This window comes from Wolbachia endosymbiont (group B) of Philonthus cognatus (assembly GCF_947179345.1).
GTDB lineage: Bacteria > Pseudomonadota > Alphaproteobacteria > Rickettsiales > Anaplasmataceae > Wolbachia.
Map to the genome: position 1 here is coordinate 708,794 of NZ_CAMXBG010000002.1, position 23,512 is coordinate 732,305.

At 33.3% G+C, this 23,512-nt stretch carries 21 protein-coding genes; 10 read left to right on the forward strand and 11 right to left on the reverse strand.

The annotated features are described in order from the left end of the window. Positions 1–100 precede the first annotated feature (100 nt). A complete protein-coding gene (locus ONG78_RS05250) occupies positions 101–628 on the forward strand; it encodes a hypothetical protein (protein WP_264377852.1) in 528 nt (175 codons plus the stop codon). Between the two features lie 52 nt (positions 629–680). On the opposite strand, the gene ONG78_RS05255 is transcribed toward ONG78_RS05250, so the two are convergent. Further along, on the reverse strand, positions 681–1,019 hold the full coding sequence (locus ONG78_RS05255; RefSeq protein WP_029237605.1) for an outer membrane protein assembly factor BamE: 339 nt from the start codon (positions 1,017–1,019) through the stop codon (positions 681–683). A 129-nt stretch (positions 1,020–1,148) separates the two neighbouring features. On the opposite strand from ONG78_RS05255, the gene ONG78_RS05260 reads away from it, so the two are divergent. Together ONG78_RS05260 and ONG78_RS05265 are read left to right on the forward strand one after the other, a co-directional pair. Further along, positions 1,149–2,138, forward strand: coding sequence for a ribonucleotide-diphosphate reductase subunit beta (locus ONG78_RS05260; protein ID WP_264377853.1), 990 nt, complete (start codon positions 1,149–1,151; stop codon positions 2,136–2,138). A gap of 131 nt (positions 2,139–2,269) precedes the next feature. Beyond that, positions 2,270–2,482 carry an ankyrin repeat domain-containing protein gene (locus ONG78_RS05265; RefSeq protein WP_264377854.1) on the forward strand — a complete coding sequence of 71 codons (213 nt, stop codon included), beginning with the start codon at positions 2,270–2,272 and terminating at the stop codon, positions 2,480–2,482. Positions 2,483–3,645: 1,163 nt separating this feature from the next. On the opposite strand, the gene ONG78_RS05270 is transcribed toward ONG78_RS05265, so the two are convergent. After that, a complete protein-coding gene (locus ONG78_RS05270) occupies positions 3,646–4,374 on the reverse strand; it encodes an ankyrin repeat domain-containing protein (RefSeq protein ID WP_264377855.1) in 729 nt (242 codons plus the stop codon). A 118-nt stretch (positions 4,375–4,492) separates the two neighbouring features. After that, positions 4,493–5,290, reverse strand: a complete 798-nt coding sequence (ygfZ, locus tag ONG78_RS05275; protein WP_006012580.1) for a CAF17-like 4Fe-4S cluster assembly/insertion protein YgfZ — start codon at positions 5,288–5,290, stop codon at positions 4,493–4,495. Positions 5,291–5,403: 113 nt separating this feature from the next. Here ygfZ and ONG78_RS05280 point away from each other — a divergent pair, with 113 nt between their 5' ends. The 3 genes from ONG78_RS05280 to ONG78_RS05290 all read left to right on the forward strand — a co-directional run bounded on the left by ONG78_RS05280 (position 5,404) and on the right by ONG78_RS05290 (position 8,233). Further along, positions 5,404–5,694 (forward strand): co-chaperone GroES, encoded by a 291-nt coding sequence (locus ONG78_RS05280; RefSeq protein WP_007302813.1) that lies wholly within the window; start codon positions 5,404–5,406, stop codon positions 5,692–5,694. 89 nt (positions 5,695–5,783) lie between these two features. After that, a complete protein-coding gene (gene groL / locus ONG78_RS05285) occupies positions 5,784–7,442 on the forward strand; it encodes a chaperonin GroEL (RefSeq protein WP_264377856.1) in 1,659 nt (552 codons plus the stop codon). A 287-nt stretch (positions 7,443–7,729) separates the two neighbouring features. Next, the gene (locus tag ONG78_RS05290) at positions 7,730–8,233 is read left to right on the forward strand and encodes a protein-disulfide reductase DsbD domain-containing protein (protein ID WP_264376423.1); all 504 of its coding nucleotides are present in this window, start codon (positions 7,730–7,732) and stop codon (positions 8,231–8,233) included. A 144-nt stretch (positions 8,234–8,377) separates the two neighbouring features. Here ONG78_RS05290 and ONG78_RS05295 read toward each other — a convergent pair whose 3' ends face one another. Further along, positions 8,378–9,268: a hypothetical protein gene (locus ONG78_RS05295; protein WP_264377857.1), complete on the reverse strand. Its 891-nt coding sequence runs from the start codon at positions 9,266–9,268 to the stop codon at positions 8,378–8,380. 684 nt (positions 9,269–9,952) lie between these two features. Here ONG78_RS05295 and ONG78_RS05300 point away from each other — a divergent pair. Then, positions 9,953–11,290 (forward strand): alanine/glycine:cation symporter family protein, encoded by a 1,338-nt coding sequence (locus ONG78_RS05300; RefSeq protein ID WP_264378073.1) that lies wholly within the window; start codon positions 9,953–9,955, stop codon positions 11,288–11,290. 380 nt (positions 11,291–11,670) lie between these two features. Continuing rightward, a complete protein-coding gene (locus ONG78_RS05305; protein ID WP_264377858.1) occupies positions 11,671–13,908 on the forward strand; it encodes a hypothetical protein in 2,238 nt (745 codons plus the stop codon). Here the strand turns inward: ONG78_RS05305 and ONG78_RS05310 are convergent. The 5 genes from ONG78_RS05310 to ONG78_RS05330 all read right to left on the reverse strand — a co-directional run bounded on the left by ONG78_RS05310 (position 13,895) and on the right by ONG78_RS05330 (position 18,363). Beyond that, complete coding sequence (locus tag ONG78_RS05310) at positions 13,895–14,485, reverse strand: Maf family nucleotide pyrophosphatase (protein WP_264376424.1); 591 nt, start codon at positions 14,483–14,485, stop codon at positions 13,895–13,897. The genes ONG78_RS05305 and ONG78_RS05310 overlap by 14 nt on opposite strands. Then, positions 14,463–14,726, reverse strand: coding sequence for a translation initiation factor IF-1 (gene infA, locus ONG78_RS05315; protein WP_052264695.1), 264 nt, complete (start codon positions 14,724–14,726; stop codon positions 14,463–14,465). Before infA ends, ONG78_RS05310 begins: the two co-directional genes overlap by 23 nt. 71 nt (positions 14,727–14,797) lie before the next feature. Then, positions 14,798–16,564 (reverse strand): hypothetical protein, encoded by a 1,767-nt coding sequence (locus ONG78_RS05320; protein WP_264377859.1) that lies wholly within the window; start codon positions 16,562–16,564, stop codon positions 14,798–14,800. Positions 16,565–16,600: 36 nt separating this feature from the next. Continuing rightward, complete coding sequence (locus ONG78_RS08140) at positions 16,601–16,927, reverse strand: hypothetical protein (protein ID WP_264377860.1); 327 nt, start codon at positions 16,925–16,927, stop codon at positions 16,601–16,603. Positions 16,928–17,085: 158 nt separating this feature from the next. After that, entirely contained in the window at positions 17,086–18,363 is a 1,278-nt protein-coding gene (locus ONG78_RS05330) for an adenylosuccinate synthase (protein WP_264375289.1), read from the reverse strand. A gap of 180 nt (positions 18,364–18,543) precedes the next feature. On the opposite strand from ONG78_RS05330, the gene ONG78_RS05335 reads away from it, so the two are divergent. Further along, positions 18,544–20,076 carry a hypothetical protein gene (locus ONG78_RS05335; protein WP_264375288.1) on the forward strand — a complete coding sequence of 511 codons (1,533 nt, stop codon included), beginning with the start codon at positions 18,544–18,546 and terminating at the stop codon, positions 20,074–20,076. Positions 20,077–20,446: 370 nt separating this feature from the next. Here ONG78_RS05335 and argB read toward each other — a convergent pair whose 3' ends face one another. Next, a complete protein-coding gene (gene argB, locus ONG78_RS05340) occupies positions 20,447–21,355 on the reverse strand; it encodes an acetylglutamate kinase (RefSeq protein ID WP_039833213.1) in 909 nt (302 codons plus the stop codon). 4 nt (positions 21,356–21,359) lie between these two features. Next, positions 21,360–21,953, reverse strand: a complete 594-nt coding sequence (gene yihA, locus ONG78_RS05345) for a ribosome biogenesis GTP-binding protein YihA/YsxC (RefSeq protein WP_264377861.1) — start codon at positions 21,951–21,953, stop codon at positions 21,360–21,362. Between the two features lie 113 nt (positions 21,954–22,066). Here yihA and prfA point away from each other — a divergent pair, with 113 nt between their 5' ends. Next, positions 22,067–23,158 carry a peptide chain release factor 1 gene (prfA, locus tag ONG78_RS05350; RefSeq protein ID WP_007302826.1) on the forward strand — a complete coding sequence of 364 codons (1,092 nt, stop codon included), beginning with the start codon at positions 22,067–22,069 and terminating at the stop codon, positions 23,156–23,158. Positions 23,159–23,512 lie beyond the last annotated feature (354 nt).

A 23,512-nucleotide genomic window follows, 5' to 3' on the forward strand; every position in this document is an offset into this window, starting at 1 on the left:
TATTAGCTTTAAACCAGTAAAACAAGCTGCTTAACATATGCGCCCTCTCTATTTTAATTATATTCTTCTTTTGTCTCTATGTTGTTTTTTGCTTTTTTCAATGAAAGCCCAAACGAATGATTCATCAGTTATTCCTATACCACAAAGAAAAAAAGAATTAGTTGAGTTAGTACAACCGAGGCAAATTATTGAAATACAGGAAATTGATGAGGGTATTCCAATTCCCAAAAGAAAAAAGGGTGTAGAAAGAAAACTAAGAGAATACATCAAAGAGGTGAAAAATGAAATAAGAGATAAGAAAAATATTGAGAACAAAGATGATGAATTGGCTGTAACAGAAATTATTAATTCTATAAGGGATAAACTGACAGAGTGTTGGAGCATTCCTGAGGGCATAGTTTATAAAGAAAATTTTAGTATAAAAATTAACTTATTATTATCCAGTAAAGGCGAGATCGTTGTAGCCAACGTAGCAGATAGTAGTTCTTATCAAAATAATCCTCTTTTTAGATCAGCAGCAGATAATGCAATGCGTGCAGTGTATAAATGTAGCCCGTTAATTGGCTTACCTGCTGAGCAGCATCACATTTGGCGCGAAGTCACGTTAGATTTTATTCTAAATAGGTGAATTTACGTTACCTGAATTAGTTACTTGTGATGAAAAATAGATCAGCAAATTTTCAATCAACAACAGCTAAAGACCTTTCTGCAACGTTGATTTCTCTTATATCTGTAACTTCGTCATTCTGATTAAACGAAATTTGCAGAGACTTACTACTGTACTTCCTTTTTCCCAAGAAGTTAGCTTGTTTAATTTTATATGAGACATAGTACCAAACATTTTCGTCGAACTTTGATACTAATGTTGGCAATCCTAAAGTATGAACCACTTTTTCTCTATCATCACCTACTTTTATTTTGCTCCACAGTTCAACATTAATGCCAGGAACTCCGTGATTATAGATAGTGTGCATGCAGCCTACTGAAAACAGCAAAACAGAAAATATTAATACTCGCATTTTGTCAATTAGTTATTTGAAATCATAATACACTGATAAACTATCTGTCGTCAAATTTCAAAAAAGTTAAATTGACTGATTCTCAATATCATTTAATATAATATTTACTTCAAAATAATTAGGTACCTTATGTCATTGCTAGAAGCAGATCCAATATACAAGCCTTTTAATTATCCTTGGGCATATGATGCATGGTTGCAGCAACAAAGGATACACTGGATACCTGAAGAAGTTCCGCTTGCTGATGATGTGAAAGATTGGAAAACTAAACTTTCGAATGTAGAGAAAAATTTATTGACCCAGATTTTTAGGTTTTTTACTCAAGCAGATATTGAAGTAAATAATTGCTATATGAGGCATTATTCAAATATATTTAAGCCAACAGAAATATGTATGATGCTTGCAAGCTTTTCCAATATGGAGACTATACACATTGCAGCCTATTCATACCTTCTAGATACGATTGGCATGCCAGAAAGTGAATATCAAGCATTCTTAAAATATGATGCTATGAGAAAGAAGTATGAATACATGTTAGAATTTGAGGAAAGTAAAAAGCACGATAAAAAACATGTTGCTAAAACTTTAGCAGTATTTGGTGCCTTCACTGAAGGATTGCAGTTATTTGCATCATTTGCAATTTTGCTCAATTTTCAACGGTTTGGAAAAATGAAAGGTATGGGGCAAATAATTGCTTGGTCAGCACGTGACGAAACCTTGCATACCAATTCAATTATCAATTTGTTCAATACGTTTATTAAAGAGAATAATGAAATTTGGAATGACGAGTTCAAAGAAGAATTATATTCTGCATGTCGCACTATTGTTGAACTTGAAGATGAATTTATAAGTCTTGCTTTTGATTTAGGAGATGTTGAAGGGCTATCTGCAGAGGAAGTGCGCAATTATATACGTTACATAGCAAACAGAAGGTTAACGCAATTAGGTCTTAAATCTATATATAATGTTCAAGATAACCCTATTCCGTGGCTTGATGAAATACTAAATGGCGTGGAACATACAAATTTCTTTGAAAATAGAGTAACAGAGTATAGCCGTGCAGCAACTCAAGGCACTTGGGAGGAAGCTTTTGCTAAAAACTATACAAAAAGTGAATAGCAGTAACTTCACCCTTTTTTATCGTTTCAACGGAAGTTTGCGATACATATCAAAGGTGGAAGGAGGAAGAATTTGATATAAATCATCTATTTAGCTTAGAGAAAAGAGAGTATAGATATAAAGTTACATTATTGCATGTAATAGTTGGAGATTTTGATTGCTTAGAGGAGGAGGAGAAGAAGTTAATACGATATCTATTAGACAAAGGTGCTAATGTTAATGCACGAGATTCTTTTGGAAAAACTCCTTTGCACAATAGTCATGACAAAGAGGTAACACAAATTTTACTAGATGCAGGTGCTGATCTTTTTATAAAGGATCATTATGGAATGACTGCAAGATAGCGTTGATGCAGAACAAAAAGCTAGTACAGCGGCAAGTATTGTAGTGTAGTTAAGTAAAAAAAGGAAGAAGAGACTTCTTCCTCTTTTCTCCAAATTTTTTATATATAATTGAGAATAAAAAAACTGTGGATAACTCTGAAAAAGATCAAAAAAGACATCAAAAAGAGTATGATTAGATTGAAATATTTACAGAAAAACTTACTCAATTGATAAATATCTTAACACTTTTTTGATAAAAGACAAATAGAGGGTCGTATTGGAGCTAAAGGTTGAAATTTTAAGTGTTTTTAAAGTAGCAATTTAATCTTAAAGAGGTACTTTAATAGTTCCTTTTAAGTACTAATCCGGAGGTTCGATAGGTTGTTGTTTAAAAGATTGGCGGATATTTTTATTAGTATCGAAAATTACATAATGTATATTATGGAAAATATAAGAAACACAAGCTTTCAGCAAGAGAAAATTCAATTTTTGCTCTTCTCAAACAGCATAAAAAAGTGCCTGTTGAACCTCCAGATTAATGCTCAAAAATGTTCAATTGATACTTTAAAAGTATTACTTTAAAAATACCTAAAGTATCACTTCAAAAGCACTTAAAAATTTTATCTTTTAGGAAAAATTTTCCAAGACTACCCCCTTATTGGCTTTTGTTAGAAAAATATTAAAATTATAACCAAATATGTAATCTTTTATATAATTGTATTAGCTTGGCTCCCTTAATGGTTGTTTCTTTTTTTTAAAAAATATTAAAATAAATATAACTTTTTAGAGTTATCCACAGTTCTTTTGCTTTCAATTATATATATATTAGTATTTGGAGATCATATTTATTATAGATCTCCGAAGTACTCATAATGTGTAAAATATGTATTTCTCTGGGTTATCAACTTAGTTATTAACAATTCTGTGAATAACTAAAACAAGAAAAAGGGGCTTCTAATCAAATGGAAATAGTGTCATTCTTTAAAAAACGACGCTAAAAACATTGTTTCTGTTCGAGCAATGGTTACACCTATTATCAGATCTAGGTACCCTGAATAGGATTAAGGGTACCTAACGAAGTAAAAAACTTGGAGAAAAGGAAGAAGTCTTTTCTTCCTTTTACTTAATTTGGCTGAGGCAAACCTTGTTCTGTTGCCGACCTTGATGTGTCAGGATTTTCTATCTTAGTAGATACTGCATATGTAATACCACCAGCAATAAGTCCAGTGAGTACAGCAGCAGCTACAACTATACCAACTAAAACCAGTATTGGTAATGCAACCACCAGCAGCAAAAAGTCCACCACCAACTGCTAATGCAGCTACAACACCACAAACACTACCAACTTTCATTGCCTTATACTTGTATTTATCCTCTGCCTTTTTTAAAAGCTGCTTTCTTTCTTTATCATAGGTACAATCTCTTGCAGTCTTTCCATAATGATCCTTTATAAAAGGATTAGCACCTGCATCTAGTAAAATTTGTATTACCTCTTTGTAACAACTCTCGTGCAAAGGAGTGTTTCCACAAGAATTTCGTTTATTAACATTAGCACCTGCATCTAGTAAAATTTGTGTTACCTCTTTTTCATGACTCTTGTGCAAAGGAGTGTTTCTAAAAGAATCTAGTGCATTAACATTAGCACCTTCGTCTAATAGATATCGTATTAACTTCTTCTTTTCCTCCTCTAAGTAATCAAAATCTCCAACTACTAAATGCAATAATGTACTTTGATATCTATACTCTATTTCCTCTAAGCTAAATAGATGATTTATATCAAATTCCTTCTCCTTCCACTCTTTATATGCATGTTTATAGCTTTCTTGCAAGAAGTCTTTAAATAGATCCAGATTATGATCATTCAACACACTTTCCCTAAACCAGAATAAAAGCTCTTCTTTTCTAATAGCCATAATATTTATAAAAACACTAATACTTTAATTATTATACATTTAAGCAAGAAAGTCAAGAATTTAACTAGTATCACAAACATTCAAACAAGAAAAAGGTGCTTTTACCCGAATAGATATTTTATAACGTCTTAATGCTAACTCCACCGACATATAAATTTGCGTGGCTTTTTCCAGTATTAAGCAATGCAAGTCCAATATTGTCGACACTAGAGCGTAGTTCTCCTACTTCTTCATTATGTTCACTGATTACTTTAGTGCCAATATTTGGAAGTGCATTTTTTCCCTCAACAAGGTAAAGTTTCCTTCTGAATTTTTCTTGTCTGCTCATTCGATTTACAACTTCCTGACCTATATAGCACCCTTTATTAAAGCTTATACCATTTATCTTATCGATTAAATATTGCAGCGGAAATGATGAATTTTGCACCATATCTTTTGCTCCATCTGGGACAAGGTTTTTAATTCTAACTTTTTCATACTGAATAAAATCTCCAACCGGTTCTTTTATTTCATCTTCATGTATGATCCTCATTCCTAGCAGCTTGTGCCTTGGATCTTGAAAAATAACTTGTGACTTACTACTACACTTCGCCAACTTAGCATCAAACAAAACTCCAACCTTATATAGTGAACTAATGTCTTTAATCCTCACTCTAAGGTAAGTTTTGAGCAAGTCTAATTTTTCAATTATTTGCTGTAGATGGGCATTTTCACACTCCAAATAAATATATTTATCATGCTCAATGAGGAAAAAATCGTACAGATATTTTCCCTGAGGGTTGAGTAATAAAGAGTAAATTGCCTGCTGGCTACTTAGTTTATTAATATCATTTGTTATAACACCCTGAAGAAAATCTCTCGTATCTGGTCCGTATAAAGATATTAGACTACGGTTTGCTAGCGGTATGTAACCCATAAAACTTCTGTTCAAACCTTAAATTATACACTTTTACTAACTCCAACCCTTGAAATGTAACCTTTAGATGACTACATAGAATTGTAGGTTAATCTATTAATGAGGAAACATAAATGTCAAGTGTAAATTTGAATGTATTAGATGATAACGTGCTAATAAAGCCTATTACTGAAGAAAAACAAGGTGGAATTGTACTACCATCAAGTGCTGAAAAGAAGCCTACTAAAGGTGAAGTTATAGCAATTGGTAGTGGTTCACGCAACTCAAGCGGAGAGCGTATAGCTTTAACTGTAAAAACTGGTGATAAGGTTTTCTACAGGCAGTGGGCTGGGACAGAAGTAGAGCATGATAATGAAAAGTATGTCGTGATGAAGGAGTCAGACCTACTTGCTGTTATCAAGTAGGTATTCCTATTTTACTAAACTAATGCGCTATATAGTGCATTATGTATTTTAATATTCTAAATTTTTTATTAATTTAAGGAGTGATAAAAATGGCTAACATAGTAGTATCAGGCGAACAGTTGCAAGAAGCCTTTCGTGAAGTTGCAGCAATGGTTGACTCAACGGTGGGAGCAACTGCAGGGCCTAGGGGAAATACAGTAGGAATTAGCAAGCCATATGGTGGACCAGAGGTCACAAAGGATGGCTATAAGGTAATGAAAGGTATAAAGCCTGAAAAACCATTACACTCTGCGATAGTAAGCACCATTGCTCAAAGTGCTTCTCAGTGTAATGACAAAGTTGGTGATGGTACCACAACATGCTCAATACTGACTAGCAATATGATAATGGAAGCTTCAAAGTCAATTGCAGCTGGAAATGATCGTATTTGTATCAAAAATGGAATACAGAAGGCAAAAGATGTGATATTAAAGGAGATTACATCAATGTCTCGCACAATTTCTTTAGAGAAAATGGATGAAGTTGCACAAGTTGCAATAATTTCTGCAAATGGTGATAAAGATATTGGTAATAGCATTGCTGATGCTGTTAAAAAGGTTGGAAAAGAAGGCGTCATCACTGTTGAAGAGAGTAAGGGTTCAAAAGAATTAGAAGTTGAACTTACAACTGGTATGCAGTTTGACCGTGGTTATCTCTCTCCATACTTTGTTACAAATAATGAAAAGATGAGCGTGGAGCTTGATGATCCATATTTGCTGATTACAGAAAAAAAACTTAATATTATTCAACCTTTACTTCCTATTCTTGAGGCTATTTTTAAGTCTGGTAAACCTTTGTTTATCATTGCAGAAGATGTTGAAGGTGAAGCATTAAGCACTTTAGTGATCAACAAATTACGTGGTCTAAAAGTTGCTGCAGTAAAAGCTCCAGGTTTTGGTGATAGGAGAAAGGAGATGCTCGAAGATATAGCAGCTTTAACAGGTGCTAAGTATGTCATAAAAGATGAGCTTGGAATCAAGATGGAAGATTTGACTCTTGAAGATCTTGGTACTGCCAAAAATGTTAAAATCACTAAAGACAATACTACAATTGTTAGTGAAGACAGCGACTCTGATAAAAAAAACAGAGTAGATGCTAGAGTTAACCAGATTAAATCTCAGATTGAAACTTCAACCTCTGATTATGATAAAGAAAAGCTGAGAGAGCGTTTAGCGAAATTATCAGGGGGTGTTGCTGTGCTCAAAGTTGGTGGAGCAACTGAAGTGGAAGTTAAAGAGCGTAGAGATAGAGTCGAAGATGCTCTGCATGCAACAAGAGCTGCAATTGAAGAAGGGATAGTTCCAGGTGGAGGAGTTGCGCTTCTTTATGCTGCATCTGCTCTTGATAAGCTAAAAGCTTCAAGCGATGAAGAGCAAATAGGTATCAACATTGTCAAAAAAGTTCTCAGTGCTCCAATCAAAAGATTGGTTAAAAATGCTGGTCTTGAATCTGCTGTTATAATTGACTATTTGATTAAGCAGAATGATAAAGAGCTTATATACAACGTTGAGGCTATGAACTACGCTAATGCATCAACAGCTGGTGTAATTGATCCGGCAAAAGTAGTTCGTATTGCTTTTGAAACGGCAGTGTCTGTAGCAAGCGCACTTATTACTACTGAATCTATGATAGTTGATCTACCAAACAAAGAAGAAAATGCTTCATCACCTATGGGTGCAGGAGCAATGGGCGGAATGGGTGGATTCTAAGTAAACAAGAGCCTTGGAGCAACTTGCTCCAAGGTATCTTTCTAGTTCTAAAAAGTCTTACATTTATAAAGGAAATAAATTTGTGATTTTCTATGCAAAGCCACTACTATTTATATTTGTTACGTCTCTTTAATATTATAACTGCTTAAAAATAAAAAAATAATATATGAAAGTTATAATTGCTACTATATTTGTATTAGCATAATATTATATTAACAAATGATTTATATAATATTTTTATTATAATAGATAGAACTTAAATTATTTTCTTCATAAATAGAGTATTTATGAAAATACGTATATACTCAATCCTACTTTTACTTTTTTCTTGCACTCAATTGTGCGCTGAAGAAGAAGTTGCAAAATTTGATCTGCTCATTGGTAAGGTAAATAAAGCAAACCTTACCATTGAAGGCGCAATAAAGGTTACAATAAAACCAGGTTGGCATATATATTACAAAGACCCTGGAGATTTCGGCCTTCCTACTTCCTTTGACTGTCAGGGTAACATATCAAATATAGATATTCATTGGCCTACTCCCAAGGAACATGAAGATAAAGTTGGGGAAGTTACATTTGTTAGTAACATATATGAAGATATGGTGTTATTTCCCTTTAAAAACAATATCATTCCAAATCAGGAATACGCTGATATTAACTTTCATATAAAGTACGCAATATGTAAAGATAGGTGTATCCCTAAAAATGCCGAGATAAAAACCAGTCAACCACTAAAGGATTTTATAGATTCTGATATCAATAAACTCATAAATGAGTGGTATGAAAAATAGAGCTCCCAGCGAGCAAGTGATAGTTATACGATAGCTTAAAAATGTTATTCCTGTCCCTGAATTTTCCAATAAAGATCTTTCCAAAAATTTCGATCATGAAGCCTTTTGGGGACCAAAAGGCTTCATTTCAATCAATAACGAAAATTATAACTTTGAAAGAGCTGCTTGCTTATTAACTCCTGTAGTAATTTGTATGCTTTCCACACTTGTTGAAGGATAAAATCCTTTTATTACTTCAGAGCCTTCTCGCTTTAAATATGACAATGCTTCATATAAAGGCTTCGCTTCATATTGTCTTCCTACTTTTACTTCTTTATGTGCAGCTAATTGATCCCAAGTAACACCATTGCTTTCAATAAACTCTACAGAACCATTATCGCTAATGCTAATTTTCATTTTACACTCTTTCCCCTCAACATACCAATTTAAATTCATATAATATGAGCCATTAGCTACTTCATAAATTCTTACTCCATTCTCATCAACTCTGCAGCGTATTCCCCTTGTTTCACACTTGCTTTTACTAGGCAGTAATAATGTAATTCCATCTACACCATATTTTCTGCATAGATCACTATTTAAAACATCAACCACATTTATTGATTTTGTAGAATCGCCAAGCATAATTCTGAGTGCAGGCTTAATCTTACCTTTCTTTCTACTTTCTTTAATTCCTATATATTCTAAAGTATTGTCTTTTATACTTTCCTTTACATCTTGTGCAATGTTGTTAGCAATTTTGCCTACAATATTTTTGCTATCGTACTTATTAGCATATTTGTATTCATATCTGCCATTAACTTCATATCTATACTTTTCCTGTCCTTCTTCACTAGGAACCACAGTAGAAAAGTGTTTAAACCACACTTCATCATAATCAATACTAACTTCTTCGTTCTTATCTTCAGAATCTATAGATATTTTGCTACCTGGGCTTACATTTTTAAAGAACTTATCCTTTGCACGTAAATAAAAATTTTCATTTGTATTTTGATTCAGGTCAGTTTTAATTAGACCTTTAGGATTATCTAACATATACCTCCACACATTAAATTATATAGAGGTATATTAGTGTTGACCTTCTAAGTCAACACTAAACAATAACAAAAACTATAGTTGTTTCTTTTCACCTGCTAAAGATTGTGCTTGTGCTCCATCTACACTTGTTGAAGGTTGCTTCAATATGTGATTTAGATATTCTCTGTACTTCATCAGTGTATTTAATGCTCTTGTAGCTTAAACTTCTTATCAACACCTTGCCTAAATGAAAAATATTTCCTCTTTCTTGGAGAAATTTGTTATATTCATTGCAGTTACTGACTTTCATTTGCTGTGGCATATTTTTTCTTCAATGGTTAAATGGCTATTCTATAATGAATTTTGTCAGTAACTGCCAGTTCTTTTCTCTTGAGTGATGCAACAAAGCCATCCCAGTGTCAAGCACTGGAATGACACCCATTTCTTTCTAGTGTCCCCTTTCTTGTCATTCAAGTATCCTTTTCTTATCATCCGAGTAGCTAAAACTAGGATCCATTGTTCATTTTCTGGATTCCAGTCTGGAATGACATTGTTTTAACATTGTACCATATTACAATCAGTTGTGATTGGTATGACAAGATAAGAGGTGCTAGAATAATGGAACCGAAGTCATACATAGAAAATAGGTTAGGTATTTTTCAACTTTTGCTATATACTCAAGTAAAAATCTCTCTTTTACAGATGGATACAGTAAAGTTTGTTTTATTACTGCCAACAATACTACTCATACTAGTTGCTGGTGTTTACCTATCGGTTAAACTAAAATGGTTGCAGATATTTAGACTACCGTATACCCTTTCACTTATTGGAGCTAAAAGAGGAGAAAATAAATTTTCTTCTATAGCTGCTCTGTTTACAATCTTAGGGGGAAATTTAGGAGTAGGAAATATTTCAGGAACTGCTGTTGCTCTAAAAACCGGAGGACCGGGATCCATTTTATGGATGGCAATAATTATTGTTGTTACTTCTGTGATAAAATATGTTACTTGTTACCTAAGTATAAAAACCAGAAAAGAAAAAAATGGACGGTTTATAGGTGGACCTGTAGCCTACATGGCTGATGCATTTAACTCTAGAAAAGCTACAGTTGTGTTTCTAGTTATTATGATGATGGTTTCAATAACAGTTGGTAACCTTGTTCAGGTAAATTCTCTATCAATACCACTCAGCATGGTAGATATACCTGTAGTCATTGGCGGCATTATAATGGCCATAATATTTTTTGTTGTTGCAGCTCTCAGCTTAAAAAAAATTAAAATTTTTATATCGGCTATGATACCGATAATGACGGTAAGTTACCTCACACTTTGCGGTATCATATTATTTAAGTTTAGTGAAAATATTCTTCCTTCTCTAAAACTAATAACAAGCAATTTTTTTACAACTAGTAGCTTTAACTCTGGCTTATCTTTAGGTTTAATTTTAGAAATATTGACTATTATTCAAGTAGGAACTCTGCGAGGTATTTTTGCAACAGATATAGGACTTGGCCTCGAAGGAATTGTACACTCCTCGATTACTCCTAAAAAAAATAACAATAAATTTATCATTGAACAGAGTCTAATCACAATAATATCTCCTTTTATAGTTGCACTCATAGTATTCATTACAACAATGGTACTGCTTGTCACAGATTCTTGGATTACTGATTTAGAGAGCACTAACATGTGCATATTTGCTTTTAGAAAAGCTATGAATTGGCCCTATACTGACTATTTAATTATGGCTATAATGTTTTGTTTTGCCTTTACTACTATCTTTACTTGGTTTTTTTGTTCAAAACAAACAATACGCTATGTATCTATGGATAATAAATACACCAAAATCTGGACTGTAGTTTTTACCTTAATCATTCCATTTGGTGCAATTGGTGGAGTTAAGTTACTCTGGGATATAGCTGATATCTCGATTGCTGCTTTGCTTTTTATTAACATACTTGCTATACTCAAGCTCACTTCTCAAGATCCAGAAGTATTTACTATGAGTAGCAAATACTTGAAGTTGCAAAAACAGAGCTAAAGCAATATTTTAAGTTGTCATCCCAGTCTGGAATCCAGCCTTTCATGAACTTCATCAAAAATGTTATGTTTTAACATAATAATTGTATGCTCACTAACTGAGTGCGACTGGATCCCAGTGTCAGCTACTAGAATGACATACTTTTTGGTGAAAATTACTCTTATATTATAACGTTTGTAGTTATGAATTTGACTATAGGATCAAGTCTAGAAAAATCTAGATTCCAGACTGGAATGACAACTTAAATTGCTTGATGTGAACATAAAATAGCTCATGTCATCACGTTAGCAATACAACTTCTTTAATAAAAACTAAATCAATTCCCGTAATAATTGTACTAGCTAAGGCTAAAAGGCAGAGGGTTATTAGTGAGGAAAAATATGAATACTCAAAGCACACAACAATATCATGAATTCATTCGAGGATTTTTTACTTTATTCGATGAAATAAAAAAGGAAGACGACCCAATTTATAATTCCAGAGTTGGTTTTAATGCAGTAAAGTTTCTAATAAAGCACCCCATCTGGAATTTGGAGACAGATGAAGACAAAAATAAAGCTTATGAAGTTATTCTTCCAGAGCAGAACAAGATAAAGAAAGCCGAACAAAAGCTTGAAAGTGAAGTTAAAGCAAGGTTAAAAGAGTATGTTGATGATATCGAAGGAGTTTCAATATATGGCGATCACGCAAGTATTACACTGGGAGATGACAAAAAAGAGTTTAAAATCAGCGAGTTTTTAAATAGTGACTTTTGTCAGAAGAAAGGAATTTCGGGATTTTCAACGCTGCATAGTGATGGAAAGAGCGGAATGCACGGTTTTGTTGCCGAAGAAGGAAAGAAAAGAATAAGGCATTATGTTGTAACCGATGGTTCATATGAAATGACTTTGAATTGGCATGACAAAAATGGAAAAAAATGTACTATCAAAATCAAGATTGATAAAGATGGTGTAGATCTCACTGAACGTAATGGTGTTACTGAGGAACAATTAAAAGCAAACACAGATGTAAAAATAGGTGGCTTATTCCTATATCAAATACAATTCAAGGAGAAAGGACAAGAACAAGAGAAACAACAATCATCTGAAACTTTCATAGAAAGTGATATTAGTAAAGGTATTGGCGTTCAAGCTACTCAAGATCAAGAAGTTGAGTTTAAGCATGTAACGACTAGCACTACAAATTCTAATAACGCATCTGCTAAAAAGATTCCACCGTCACTGCCACCTAGAGCTAGTTCATTACCTAATAATCAGAAAAAAGATGAGTATCAGCCAATACGGATTAATAGTAGAAATAACTACAATTCTCCATATTCTGATGCTTCTTCAAGCAGTACTATTTTCACCAAGTCTGTAATCTACAATCAAGATAATACACAAGAGGATGAACGGTATGACAATCCTACATTTGGACATGCTGTACCTGGAAGCCGAAAATCAGATGAAAGTGAGCAAATATCTAATAATCGGCAAAAAGGTGCAATTTTTGATCCTACAACTACTGAAAGCGCTGCACCAGTACAAGACGTTGCATTCAAAAAAGTTAAAGATGCATTTAAGTATGAAAACGCTAAAGAATCACGCAATACTGGAAATAAGCAACCACTAAATGATGTAGCTTCGATTCTTGCATGGAAAGCAAAAAATGAGTTATTACGTAGTGAAAGTGAGTATGATGAAGAATTTTCTGACTTCGAAGATGGTTGGAGCGATAACGAAGATGAGTATATAACGCTTTCAAATCCTCAATCAGATTATAAACAAGAAAAAGATTATCTTAGCACTAAGGAAAACGAAGAAAGAGGAAACGATAAACAAAAAGAAACCGAACAAGAAAATGAATCGCTAGAATACAGCTCAACAGACATAAAAACAAACGATTCGGGCTATTCATCTCCAACTCACTCTAATCATGAAAAATCTCGAGTAAATTCCGGACAGTTAAAAGCGAGCCTAATGAATGTTGAACAAAGAGATGATACCCTACTTACGGAATTTACCAGTAAGTTGGATAAAGAAACTCAGAAGTTCCCACTAAAACCGGTGGATAAGAAAGAAATGAGCGAACAAATCAAAGAACATTTATTAGCAGCTGGATTGCTAAAAGACAATGCAGCAGAAACAAAAACAAACGACTCAGGTTACTCATCTCCAACTTACACTAGTAACTATAATTTTCAGGTCAATTCTGAGCAATTAGAGAAGAGATTAGAAACCATTGAACCAAAAGATACATTGGAAAAATTGAATAAAGGATTGAGAGAACCTTCACACCAGGCTACTAAAGATTTATTCTCAGAAAGTATGTTGAAAGAAATAAAAGAAGGTAAAAAATATGACCCTGTACGTAAGTTATTAGAAAGAAAAGTGGCAGAACAAGAAAATGATAATACTAATCTGACTATAGACAAAAATAGCGAACTATATAAATTGCTAGAAAAAGATGCAGCACAACTGAAAGCTGGAATAGTAGAAGAGGAAAGAAAAGATACTTTAACAGAACGCAATGATAGTCCTGATCGCAATAGAATTGCATTAGCAAATAGAAATAGAATCTGGGCTAAACTTATTGCTGAAGAAAAACAAAAAAAGGACAGTGGTATTAGTATAGGTTAAAGTAATTACTTAGCAAGCAATGGGTTTCATGTAATGGTAACCCTATTACAGAAGAGTATGAGCCACGTAAAAATAATACAAACATTCCTGCAAGACCTTGTATGTTGCACCCCCCTGCCCTGTTTTTCCACTCTTCTGATGCTAAATAATATTTAATTTCTTGTTCGCTGAGACGCTTAAATTTCACTATTGTAACTACAGTCCTAATATGCTGTTTAGATTGATCAGGAGTTAATAAACACACACTGGTGTATACTCTATGCCTTCTTCCTGATAACAAGCGAACGCATTTTTCTGCTTGCTCAACGTTTTCAGCTTTGAGCAGTATCCTTCTACCACAAGCAACAACTGTATCAACACCAAGCACAAAGTAATTTGGATTTGAACTTTGTGTTTTCTCAGCTTTACTTTTTGCCATACGGATTGAGTAATCTCTTGGAAGTTCCTTTTTTAAAGGAAATTCATCTATGTCTGCTGGCAAAATTAAACCTGGCTCAATATTTATTTGTTTTAGTAAAGCTATACGCCTTTTCGATGATGAAGCAAGAATAAGATTATTTAGAGATCGTTCTGTCACTTGTACCTTTAAGCCTTCTAATTATCCTACCCTTTTTTGCATTCCTATCATAAACACTCATCTCAACCAACACCCTATCGCCTATAATTATGCGTATTTTACTTCTTCTCACTTTCCCTGATACATGACAGATAATCTCATGTTCATTGTCCAGCTTCACTCTAAATTCTGCTGCAGGTAGTAAAGCAGTTACTGCCCCTTCCACTTCAAAAATTGTTTTTGATTTGTCTTCTTTTATCATTGTCGTATTATAATTTAATAATCTTTTTCAGTCTACTATAGATTTTAAATTATTATCAATACAGGAGATTTTTATACTCTACTTGAGTATTGCTCTTGCAACTTAACTCCAATCATCTCCTTAACAATGCAAGAGGAAAGCGAGCTACCTACGCTTCTACTCTCTACTACCTTCTCAATAGAAGTTATGTTAGAAGATAAATCATTATCACAATTTTCCTCATCGCTATCAAGTCCACTATCAAAACTTGAAGATCTGGATAACTCTGTCTTCTTTTGTGAGGCACTATCAGGCTCACTAAAAACGTTTCCTGCTAGAGTATAAAATTGATGATTGAAGCTTCTTTGTTCAATAGAACTCATGTTAGAAGATAAACCATTATCACTACCATATCCGCCATCAGAGCTTGAAGATCTGAGTAACGTCATCTTTTCTTCCAGTGGAACACAAGACTCATTATTAGTCTCATTAAAAATATTTCTTGTTGGAGTATAAAATTGATTATTGAGGCTTCTTTGTTCATCAGCATGAATTTTTTCTCCCAGTCCATCAGCTATTTCTACAACTTTATCATCCCATTCATTCTCACACTCTAGCTTGCTTCTTAACTCTTCAACTTCCCATGCTAGTTTGCATATCCCTTGTTCATAAGATTCCAGTTGTGCTTTATGCTCATCTTTCAACTCTTGCACTTGAAGTTTTAAATTGCTTATATACTGCTCCTTTTCCTTCATTATGTGTGCTGCTTCTTTTAATTTGTCTTCTAACTCCTTCTTTTCTGTATTAACACCTTTTAGCTTACCCTCTAGCTTTCCTTTTGCTTCACATACATTTTTAAGTTCTTGTGCTTTCTCTTGTAACTCTGCTAACACACTTGCTAACTTTTTATCTTTTTGTGCCAGTTCAGTTTGCAATTCCGTGTTTTTTCGCTCTTCTTTTCCAAAACTGTTTTGTAAATCAGTTATTTGTTGTGAAGCAATTTCTGGTTGAGTTTCAGTGTGCTGTAAATTGGCTTCCAATGCATTGCTATTAATAGAAGGAGAAGAAGGAAGGCTATTATCAGCATCAACTTTATGATCTAACTTCCCCTCTGGTTCCTTACCTTGATAAGCCACCATAGATTCATTGTAAAGATTAATAGGAGTAGCCCTATCCTCTTCTAGTGATTCCATTACAGCATCATATAAGGAGAGACCTTGAATATATAATTCATCGTTTTGCTTTATTAATTCTAGAATCTCCTTCGATGAAACAAAATCTTCACCATTAAATTTTAGTATTTCAGTTATGCCATCGCTACTCACATTCATAATCATGGTACACATTCCTGATCCATCTTTTGCAGGCCAAGTGCTTGTCATTTCATAATATGCACCTTCTTTAAATTCATAATATCTTTTCTTATCTTTTTTATGAGCGTGTATTTCATGTTTTTTATTGCAATAGATATTCAGTTCTTTAATATCTTTCTCTTGCTGTAAAACGTCACTAATCTTTGTTGGCTCACTATTGTCGTAATGAGTAAGGTTAATATTCAAAACTTTATTATTATTGTCAATTTCTTCACAGTAAACTTGAAAGTCCTCTTTCCATTTTCCAAAATACCTACTTGCAACTTCTTTTCCTTCCTTTACTAACTCTATGTATTTACCTATATTTTTCTCAAAGTCCTCATTAACAGGCTTTTCTCTTTCTTTTACTGCTTGATCCACGTACATTCGCTTAAAATCATTATCACCTATTAGATCATTAAAACGCCAATTATCATAAGCTTTTTGTATATCAGCAAAGTCCATCTTTTCTCTCAAAAGCGCTAATAAGCTTATCTTATCTCTCAAATTTTCTAACTCACAATCGAGAAAATCATCGAAACTTCATAACTTTTTATACAGTTCTCTATCTTCTATAATTGAGCGAAGAAATTTCATTATAGTAAGGTTCTTAATGGAAGGCTCATTTTTTTCTACATCATTAATATAGCTTTTGAGAAATTGAAATATACCAAGCCCATCACTATCTTGGACAAACTTCTCTCTATCATTAACACAATTGTTGCCCTGTGATGAACATAATCTATTATGCAATTTTTGCAAGTCATGTATTGACTTAACTACATATTCTGCAACTGACAATTCTCTCAGCTGATCACTTGTTTTTTCCGCTTTTATTGCTTTGTCTCCCTTAGTCAAACCTGCAATCATAATACGCCTCCTTTAACTATGTTTATATTATAACAATCAACATGTATTTAAGAAAAATCACACTGCTCACTGTACGTTTACGCTGCTACTTTGCATAATAGATTGCTTGAAGTCACACAAGTATCGTTTTTTATTAGATAAAAGTTAACAAGACGTTTTCATAGATTTTTAAGCTTAATAACATCCTCTCTATTGGGACTAGTTGAAATTAGATGAATTGATACGCCTATTAATTCTTCTATTTTTCTCACATATTTCATCAAATTTGCAGGTAATTCCTTAACTGACCTTTTGCCTTGAGTTTTCTCTTTCCAACCAGGAAATTCTTCATATATTGGCTCTAATTCTTTTTGTATTGAATGTGATGCGGGTAAATAATCATACATTTTTCCGCCATACTTATAACCAGTGCCTATTTTAATAGTATCAAAAGAATCAAGAATATCTAATTTGGTTAATACAATGCTTGAAACTCCAGAGAGTTTTACGGCCTGGCGCACTAAAACTGCGTCAAACCATCCGCAGCGCCTTCTTCTATTGCTTACTGTTCCAAGTTCCTTACCTATAGAAAATAAGCTGTCTCCAATCTCGTTATTTTGTTCAGTAGGAAATGGACCATTACCCACTCTTGTTGTATACGCTTTTGCTACACCAATAATGTGAGCATTGTAGGATAATCCTGAGCCTGTTATCGCTTGCGATGCTACGGTATTACTTGAAGTAACAAAAGGGTAAGTTCCGTGGTCGATATCTAAAAATGCGCCTTGAGCGCCTTCAAATATTATTTTCTTACCTTCTTTCATAAAATCATTTAGTATCTTCCACACAGGTTTTTTATATGAAAGAATTTTTTCTGAAATCTGTCGAATTTCCTTTAATATTTCTTCTTTTTCAACCACCTGGTAGTTAAGGCCTTTTCTGATAGAATTATGGTAACTCAGGAGAGCATCCACTCTTTGATTGAGCTCATCTGCGTTTTCTAAGTCACAAATGCGTATAGCTCTCCTTCCAACTTTATCTTCATAACATGGCCCTATTCCTTTGTTTGTTGTGCCAATTTTGCAATTTCCGTTTAAATCTTCAAATAGCTTTTCCTTGTCCTTATGTACGCTAAGTATTAATGGACAGCTCTCGGATACCATCAAGTTGTTATAGTTTACGTCCACTCCTTTAACTTTCAATGATTCTATTTCTGATATTAGAGCTTGTGAATCAAGAGCAACGCCATTTCCTATGATAGATATTTTTCCTGGCCTCAAAACAGCAGAGGGCAGTAAATTTAATTTATAAACCTCATCATCTATTACTATAGTGTGCCCTGCATTATTTCCCCCCTGAAATCTCACAACTACATCTGCATTCTCAGAAAGATAATCTACTATTTTACCCTTGCCTTCGTCACCCCATTGCAGACCAACAATTACAATATTATTCATCACTATTTTCTAGATTAATACGTAAATATTAATGCAGCATGCTACAAATGAAAAGAGAAATCTACGCCTTTCTTACACCTATTAAATAAAGAAATATACTATCGACTTTTTTTATATGTTATCAAATTATTCATCATTATATGATACAACTTACAGTATATTTATAGTAAGGTGTTAATTATGAAAAAGGCAAAGGAGAGTCCAGTAGTTAGATTAAAGGCCACAGCTAAAGAGTTCAATTTTGGTAAATTAAGAGCAGATCAAGATAATAAATTAGCGAATTCCGGTGAAACAATGTTCTTAGATTTTCAAAGAATGAATTTTATTATTAATGAAAAAGAAATAGATAAAAATTTTATTATTGCATTTAAGGAAGGAGCTAAAGATTATAAAAATGAGATTTTTAACCGTGATAATTTTGATAACCTCTCTGAAGAAGGTAAAGCTTTTATGGAACCAGTACTTAAGGAGCTTGATCAAGATAGACTATCTGAAGTTTGGGAAAATCATTGTAATAGCCCTACAATTGCTGATGAGAAAAAAATTGATGAATATAGAAAGGAATTTGAGAGATTTTATAACGCAGGGAGAAGCTCTTATCATCTATTCTCCAAAAAAGATTACCGTGCATTAGCAAAGGAAATTTTTAAGGAAATGTTTAGATACGCTGGAGCAAGGGTTCCAAGTGATGCTATTTTAGAAGAGTTAGTCACCAATTGTAATCAAGCAGGGTATGGGGCTGGTATATTTAATGAATCTCATGCCGCACTCAGTAGTTGTAATTTAACTCCACACAGTCCTAAAAAAGTGCTAAACATTTACTGCACTGACCACAACCGCATAAAAGTGACGTCTGATATGGCAATACCTATAACCACGATTGACAATCCGGAAGAGAAAATATGTGACCTATCCAGCTCATTAGAATTTACACTTGAGTCTCAATATGGTGAAGACCTTGTAAAATATGGAGATGGTAAATTATCACTTACTATTCCTGAAGAGTTGAAAAACTATAAAGACAATGGCAAGACCTTGTTTGACACTATTAAAGAATATTTTCAGAAATTCTGTGCAAAATTAGGATTTAAACCTGAGGCAAAAATACAAATAGAGCATAACTTAGGTACTCAAATCAAAGTAAACAACTATTTAGATGGTACAATATCTACTACAGGATCGGATGCAAATGAAAAATTTACCAATCTTTTAAAGAAAAATCTCAGAGAGAGGTTATTGGGATCAGGAGTTGCTCTAGGAGGTGAAGATGTTGATGATATTATTGAAGTCAGAGTATCTGCAGTTATGGATCTACTGCGTGATTATACTAAATTGGAAGATAATAAAGAAAACAGAGAGTTATTAATAAGTGAAGTAGCAGATAATTTAGGGCTTTCCACTCAAGATAAAACAGCATCAGAAGTATTGATGGAATTAAACTCTTTACCTTCTTCGATAAAAGGTCAGGTTAATCATAATCAAGTGCAGTTTGTTGTAAATATTTTTACCAATTTAATTGTTGAAGGAAAAAGCGAAGTATACAAAGAAAAAAATGCAATTAATGCAATGGATGCAATTCATCAGAAGATAGATAAGGCAATTGTTGAGCAAGAAAAAAGAGCAACCAACAAACAAGATATAGAAAATGATAAATGGACAGATAAAATAAAAAAACAGAGATTATCTATGGAATCACATGGGCATTTGCATTAAAGATACTGTGTACAGAGGCGTAGTATGCTCAATTTTCGCCTTTCATTTAAAGCACTCAAATTGACCAAACACACTCAATCCAAAGCGTTTGTAGATTCGATATCTTGAGTAACTTGACGCAGAGAGAATTGTATACCTTAGTCAACTTTTCTAGCGGTATCCATAAGGTAAATCATTATTTGAGTGTTACACCCAAGCCCTCTTTATTTTCCTCTGTTATCAAGCTAAAAATACCATTTGGTTTCATTATGTATACGAAACTATTATGCTTGCAAGAAAAAAAACCTAAAAAACTGGAAAAGAGAATAGGAATTTGACATAAGCTATTCCCAAATTTTCAATGTTCATATGGTTATAAGCAGTACAGCTATTAATCATCCATTATTGATATACCTGAATTATTCTCAGTAAATAAATCAAGTATAATGTTAGGTACTCTACCATCAACTATGTGAACAACCCCTGCACATTCTTCTACCATTTTAGTATATGACATAAGCCTTTCAACAAATTTTTCTCCTTTAATTTTTCCACAATCAATCGATTCTTTTAAATTTTTAATCAAGACTCTTCTATTGCCAACTTTGTTTATTTCTTCATCTGTATCACTCAAGATTATCATTTTAGATGCGTAAACTGCAAGTGCAATTGCACTTGCAGTGCTATCAGTATCAATATGATATGTTTCTCCATTTTTTCCATAACCGATAGGTGCAATAACTGGTATAGAATCTGATTCTTCAATAAAGAATAATATATCAGGATTGATTTCAGTTGGTCTACCGATAAATCCCATGTCTAGTATTTTTTCAATATTATTTAATCTATTTTCCCTAAGCGTAGTGCTTATCTTTTCAGCTTTTATGAGGTTGCCATCTTTTCCACATAGTCCAATAGCTGAACCACCAGCAGAATTTATATGCTGAACAATTTTTTTATTAATTGAACCACACAGTGCCATTTCAATGATTTTCATAGTGCTTTTGTCTGTAAGTCTGACACCATTTATAAACTTATCATTCATACCTAGCATTTTTAACACTAAGTTAATTTCATATTCTCCGTCATGAACTACCACCGGATTTATACCAAGCTGTTTCAACAGAACAACATTATGCGCAAAAGCACTAAGCAGCGTTTCATCTGAGATTATTACACTGCTGCATTTGATGATAAAAGTTTCGCCTACAAATTTAGGTATGTTAGACAGAACTTCAAATAATATTTCTGTTTTTTCCTTCAATGGCATCTTACCATTTAAAGATTCATCACTTTTCATTTTTTTATCTTGTAAATTTGAAAAACTCATCTCTTACCTTGGTGATTTTATGCTTAACACGAATGCTTATTTGATGAATTGATACATGTTCATTATTAACCCACTTTTGAGTATTTTCTAGAATAGCATCTAGACTTTCCTGATTCACTTTATCTATTTTTGTTAGCACAATATTAAAGTTAATATTATTACATATTAACCAATAAACAAAGTCTTTGTCTATTTCTTTTAATCCTACCTTGCTATCTATAAGCACAAACAATCTTTTTAGATTTCTCCTGTGAATTAGATAGTACTCAATTAGGTTTAAGTATTGTACTGCTTCTTCCTTGCTTGCACAAGAATAGCCATAACCCGGTAGGTCGACAATCCTAAACTTATCATTGTACATAGAGTAAAAATTTATTTGTCTAGTGCATCCAGGTTTAGAAGAAACTCTTGCAGCTTTTTTGCTGTTTATCAGCAAGTTGATTAAACTTGATTTTCCTACGTTTGATCTACCAGCAAATGCAATCTCTGGAGCCGACTCATCTGGTAATGATTTTTTGTCTGAAGCTCCAAATATGAAGCTGCAGATTGATGTTATCTGTTTTGCCATTATACTTAGGTAGAAATATTCGAGACAATTATAGTGTTATTGCTTGATATAAGAAATTTTTTATTTCAGTATATATTACTTACTTAAACAGCTGAAAACTAGACCTGTACTATATGGATATAGAGAATAATTTACAAGACTTAAAAAAAAAGTTTTCTGATGTAGAGAGAAATCTGGAAAACCCTACCAATTTGAGTCAAAAAGAATTCGTTAGTTTTTCAAAGGAATACTCTGAACTCAGACCAATTATCGAGATAATCGATGAATATAATATATTAAAAGAGGAAATTTCAGATTTAGAAGAAATCATGAAAGATGAGAACAGCGATGGTGATATAAAAGAGTTAGCAAAAGAAGAACTTCTTGAGAAGCAAAAGATAGTATTACCGAAAGTAAAAGCAAAACTAAAGTTGGCATTATTACCCAAAGATGAAGATGACTCAAGAAATGCAATATTAGAAATTAGAGCAGGCACAGGCGGAGAAGAAGCAGCATTATTTGCAGCGATGTTATTTCGTATGTATCAAAAATATGCAGAAAGAAGAAATTGGAAGTTTGAGCCAATAAGTATTTCTAATACAGGTATAGGTGGCTATAAGGAAGCTTCTGCACTCATTAATGGAACAGAAGTTTTTGCAAGACTGAAATTTGAGTCAGGGGTGCACAGAGTACAAAGAGTGCCAGAAACTGAATCCTCAGGAAGATTGCACACTTCCGCAGCTACTGTTGCAATATTACCTGAAGTAGAAGAGGTTGACTTTGAAATAGAAGAAAAAGATTTACGCATAGATGTTTATAGATCCAGTGGTCCTGGAGGACAATCAGTGAATACAACTGACAGCGCAGTAAGGGTCACCCACTTGCCAACAGGGATAGTTGTAATACAGCAAGATGAAAAATCGCAGCACAAAAATAAGGCTAAAGCGCTCAAAGTGTTGAGAGCAAGGCTATACGAAATTGAAAGACAAAAAAAAGAAATGGAAAGGTCAACAATGAGGAAAAGCCAAATTGGTTCTGGAGATCGCTCTGAACGTATAAGAACTTATAACTTTCCACAATCAAGAATAACAGATCATAGAATTAATCTCACTTCACATCGACTAGAACAGATTATAAAAGAAGGTGAACTAGATGAATTTATTGAGGCATTGATTTCACGAAATGAAGCAGAAAGGTTGACTGGAGGGGGTAATGTTACTTTTTGATGGAAATTTGAAACAAAGCATAGGTATCAGGTTAAAAAGAAGTAAAGTTAGTTGTTCATAAGGTTGACAATTATTTAAATTTATGCTATAATTAGCAGCTCTATAACTTACAGAAACTATGGAAGTTGACTTTAATCAATATGTTAATAGTAACACCTTAGAGTTAAATAATCTATATGTATATATGGAGAAGCTAGTAAACTTTTTACAGAAAAAGCAAAATATTTAGCTCTTTACCAAAGCAGCTTATGGTTATTTAAAGCCTGCTCTTGCAAACCGACTTTGAGGGACCTACCCTCATCTATTTCGTAGCTTAAACACTCAGTTTGCTCATTTCTGACCATTCTTTGTGTC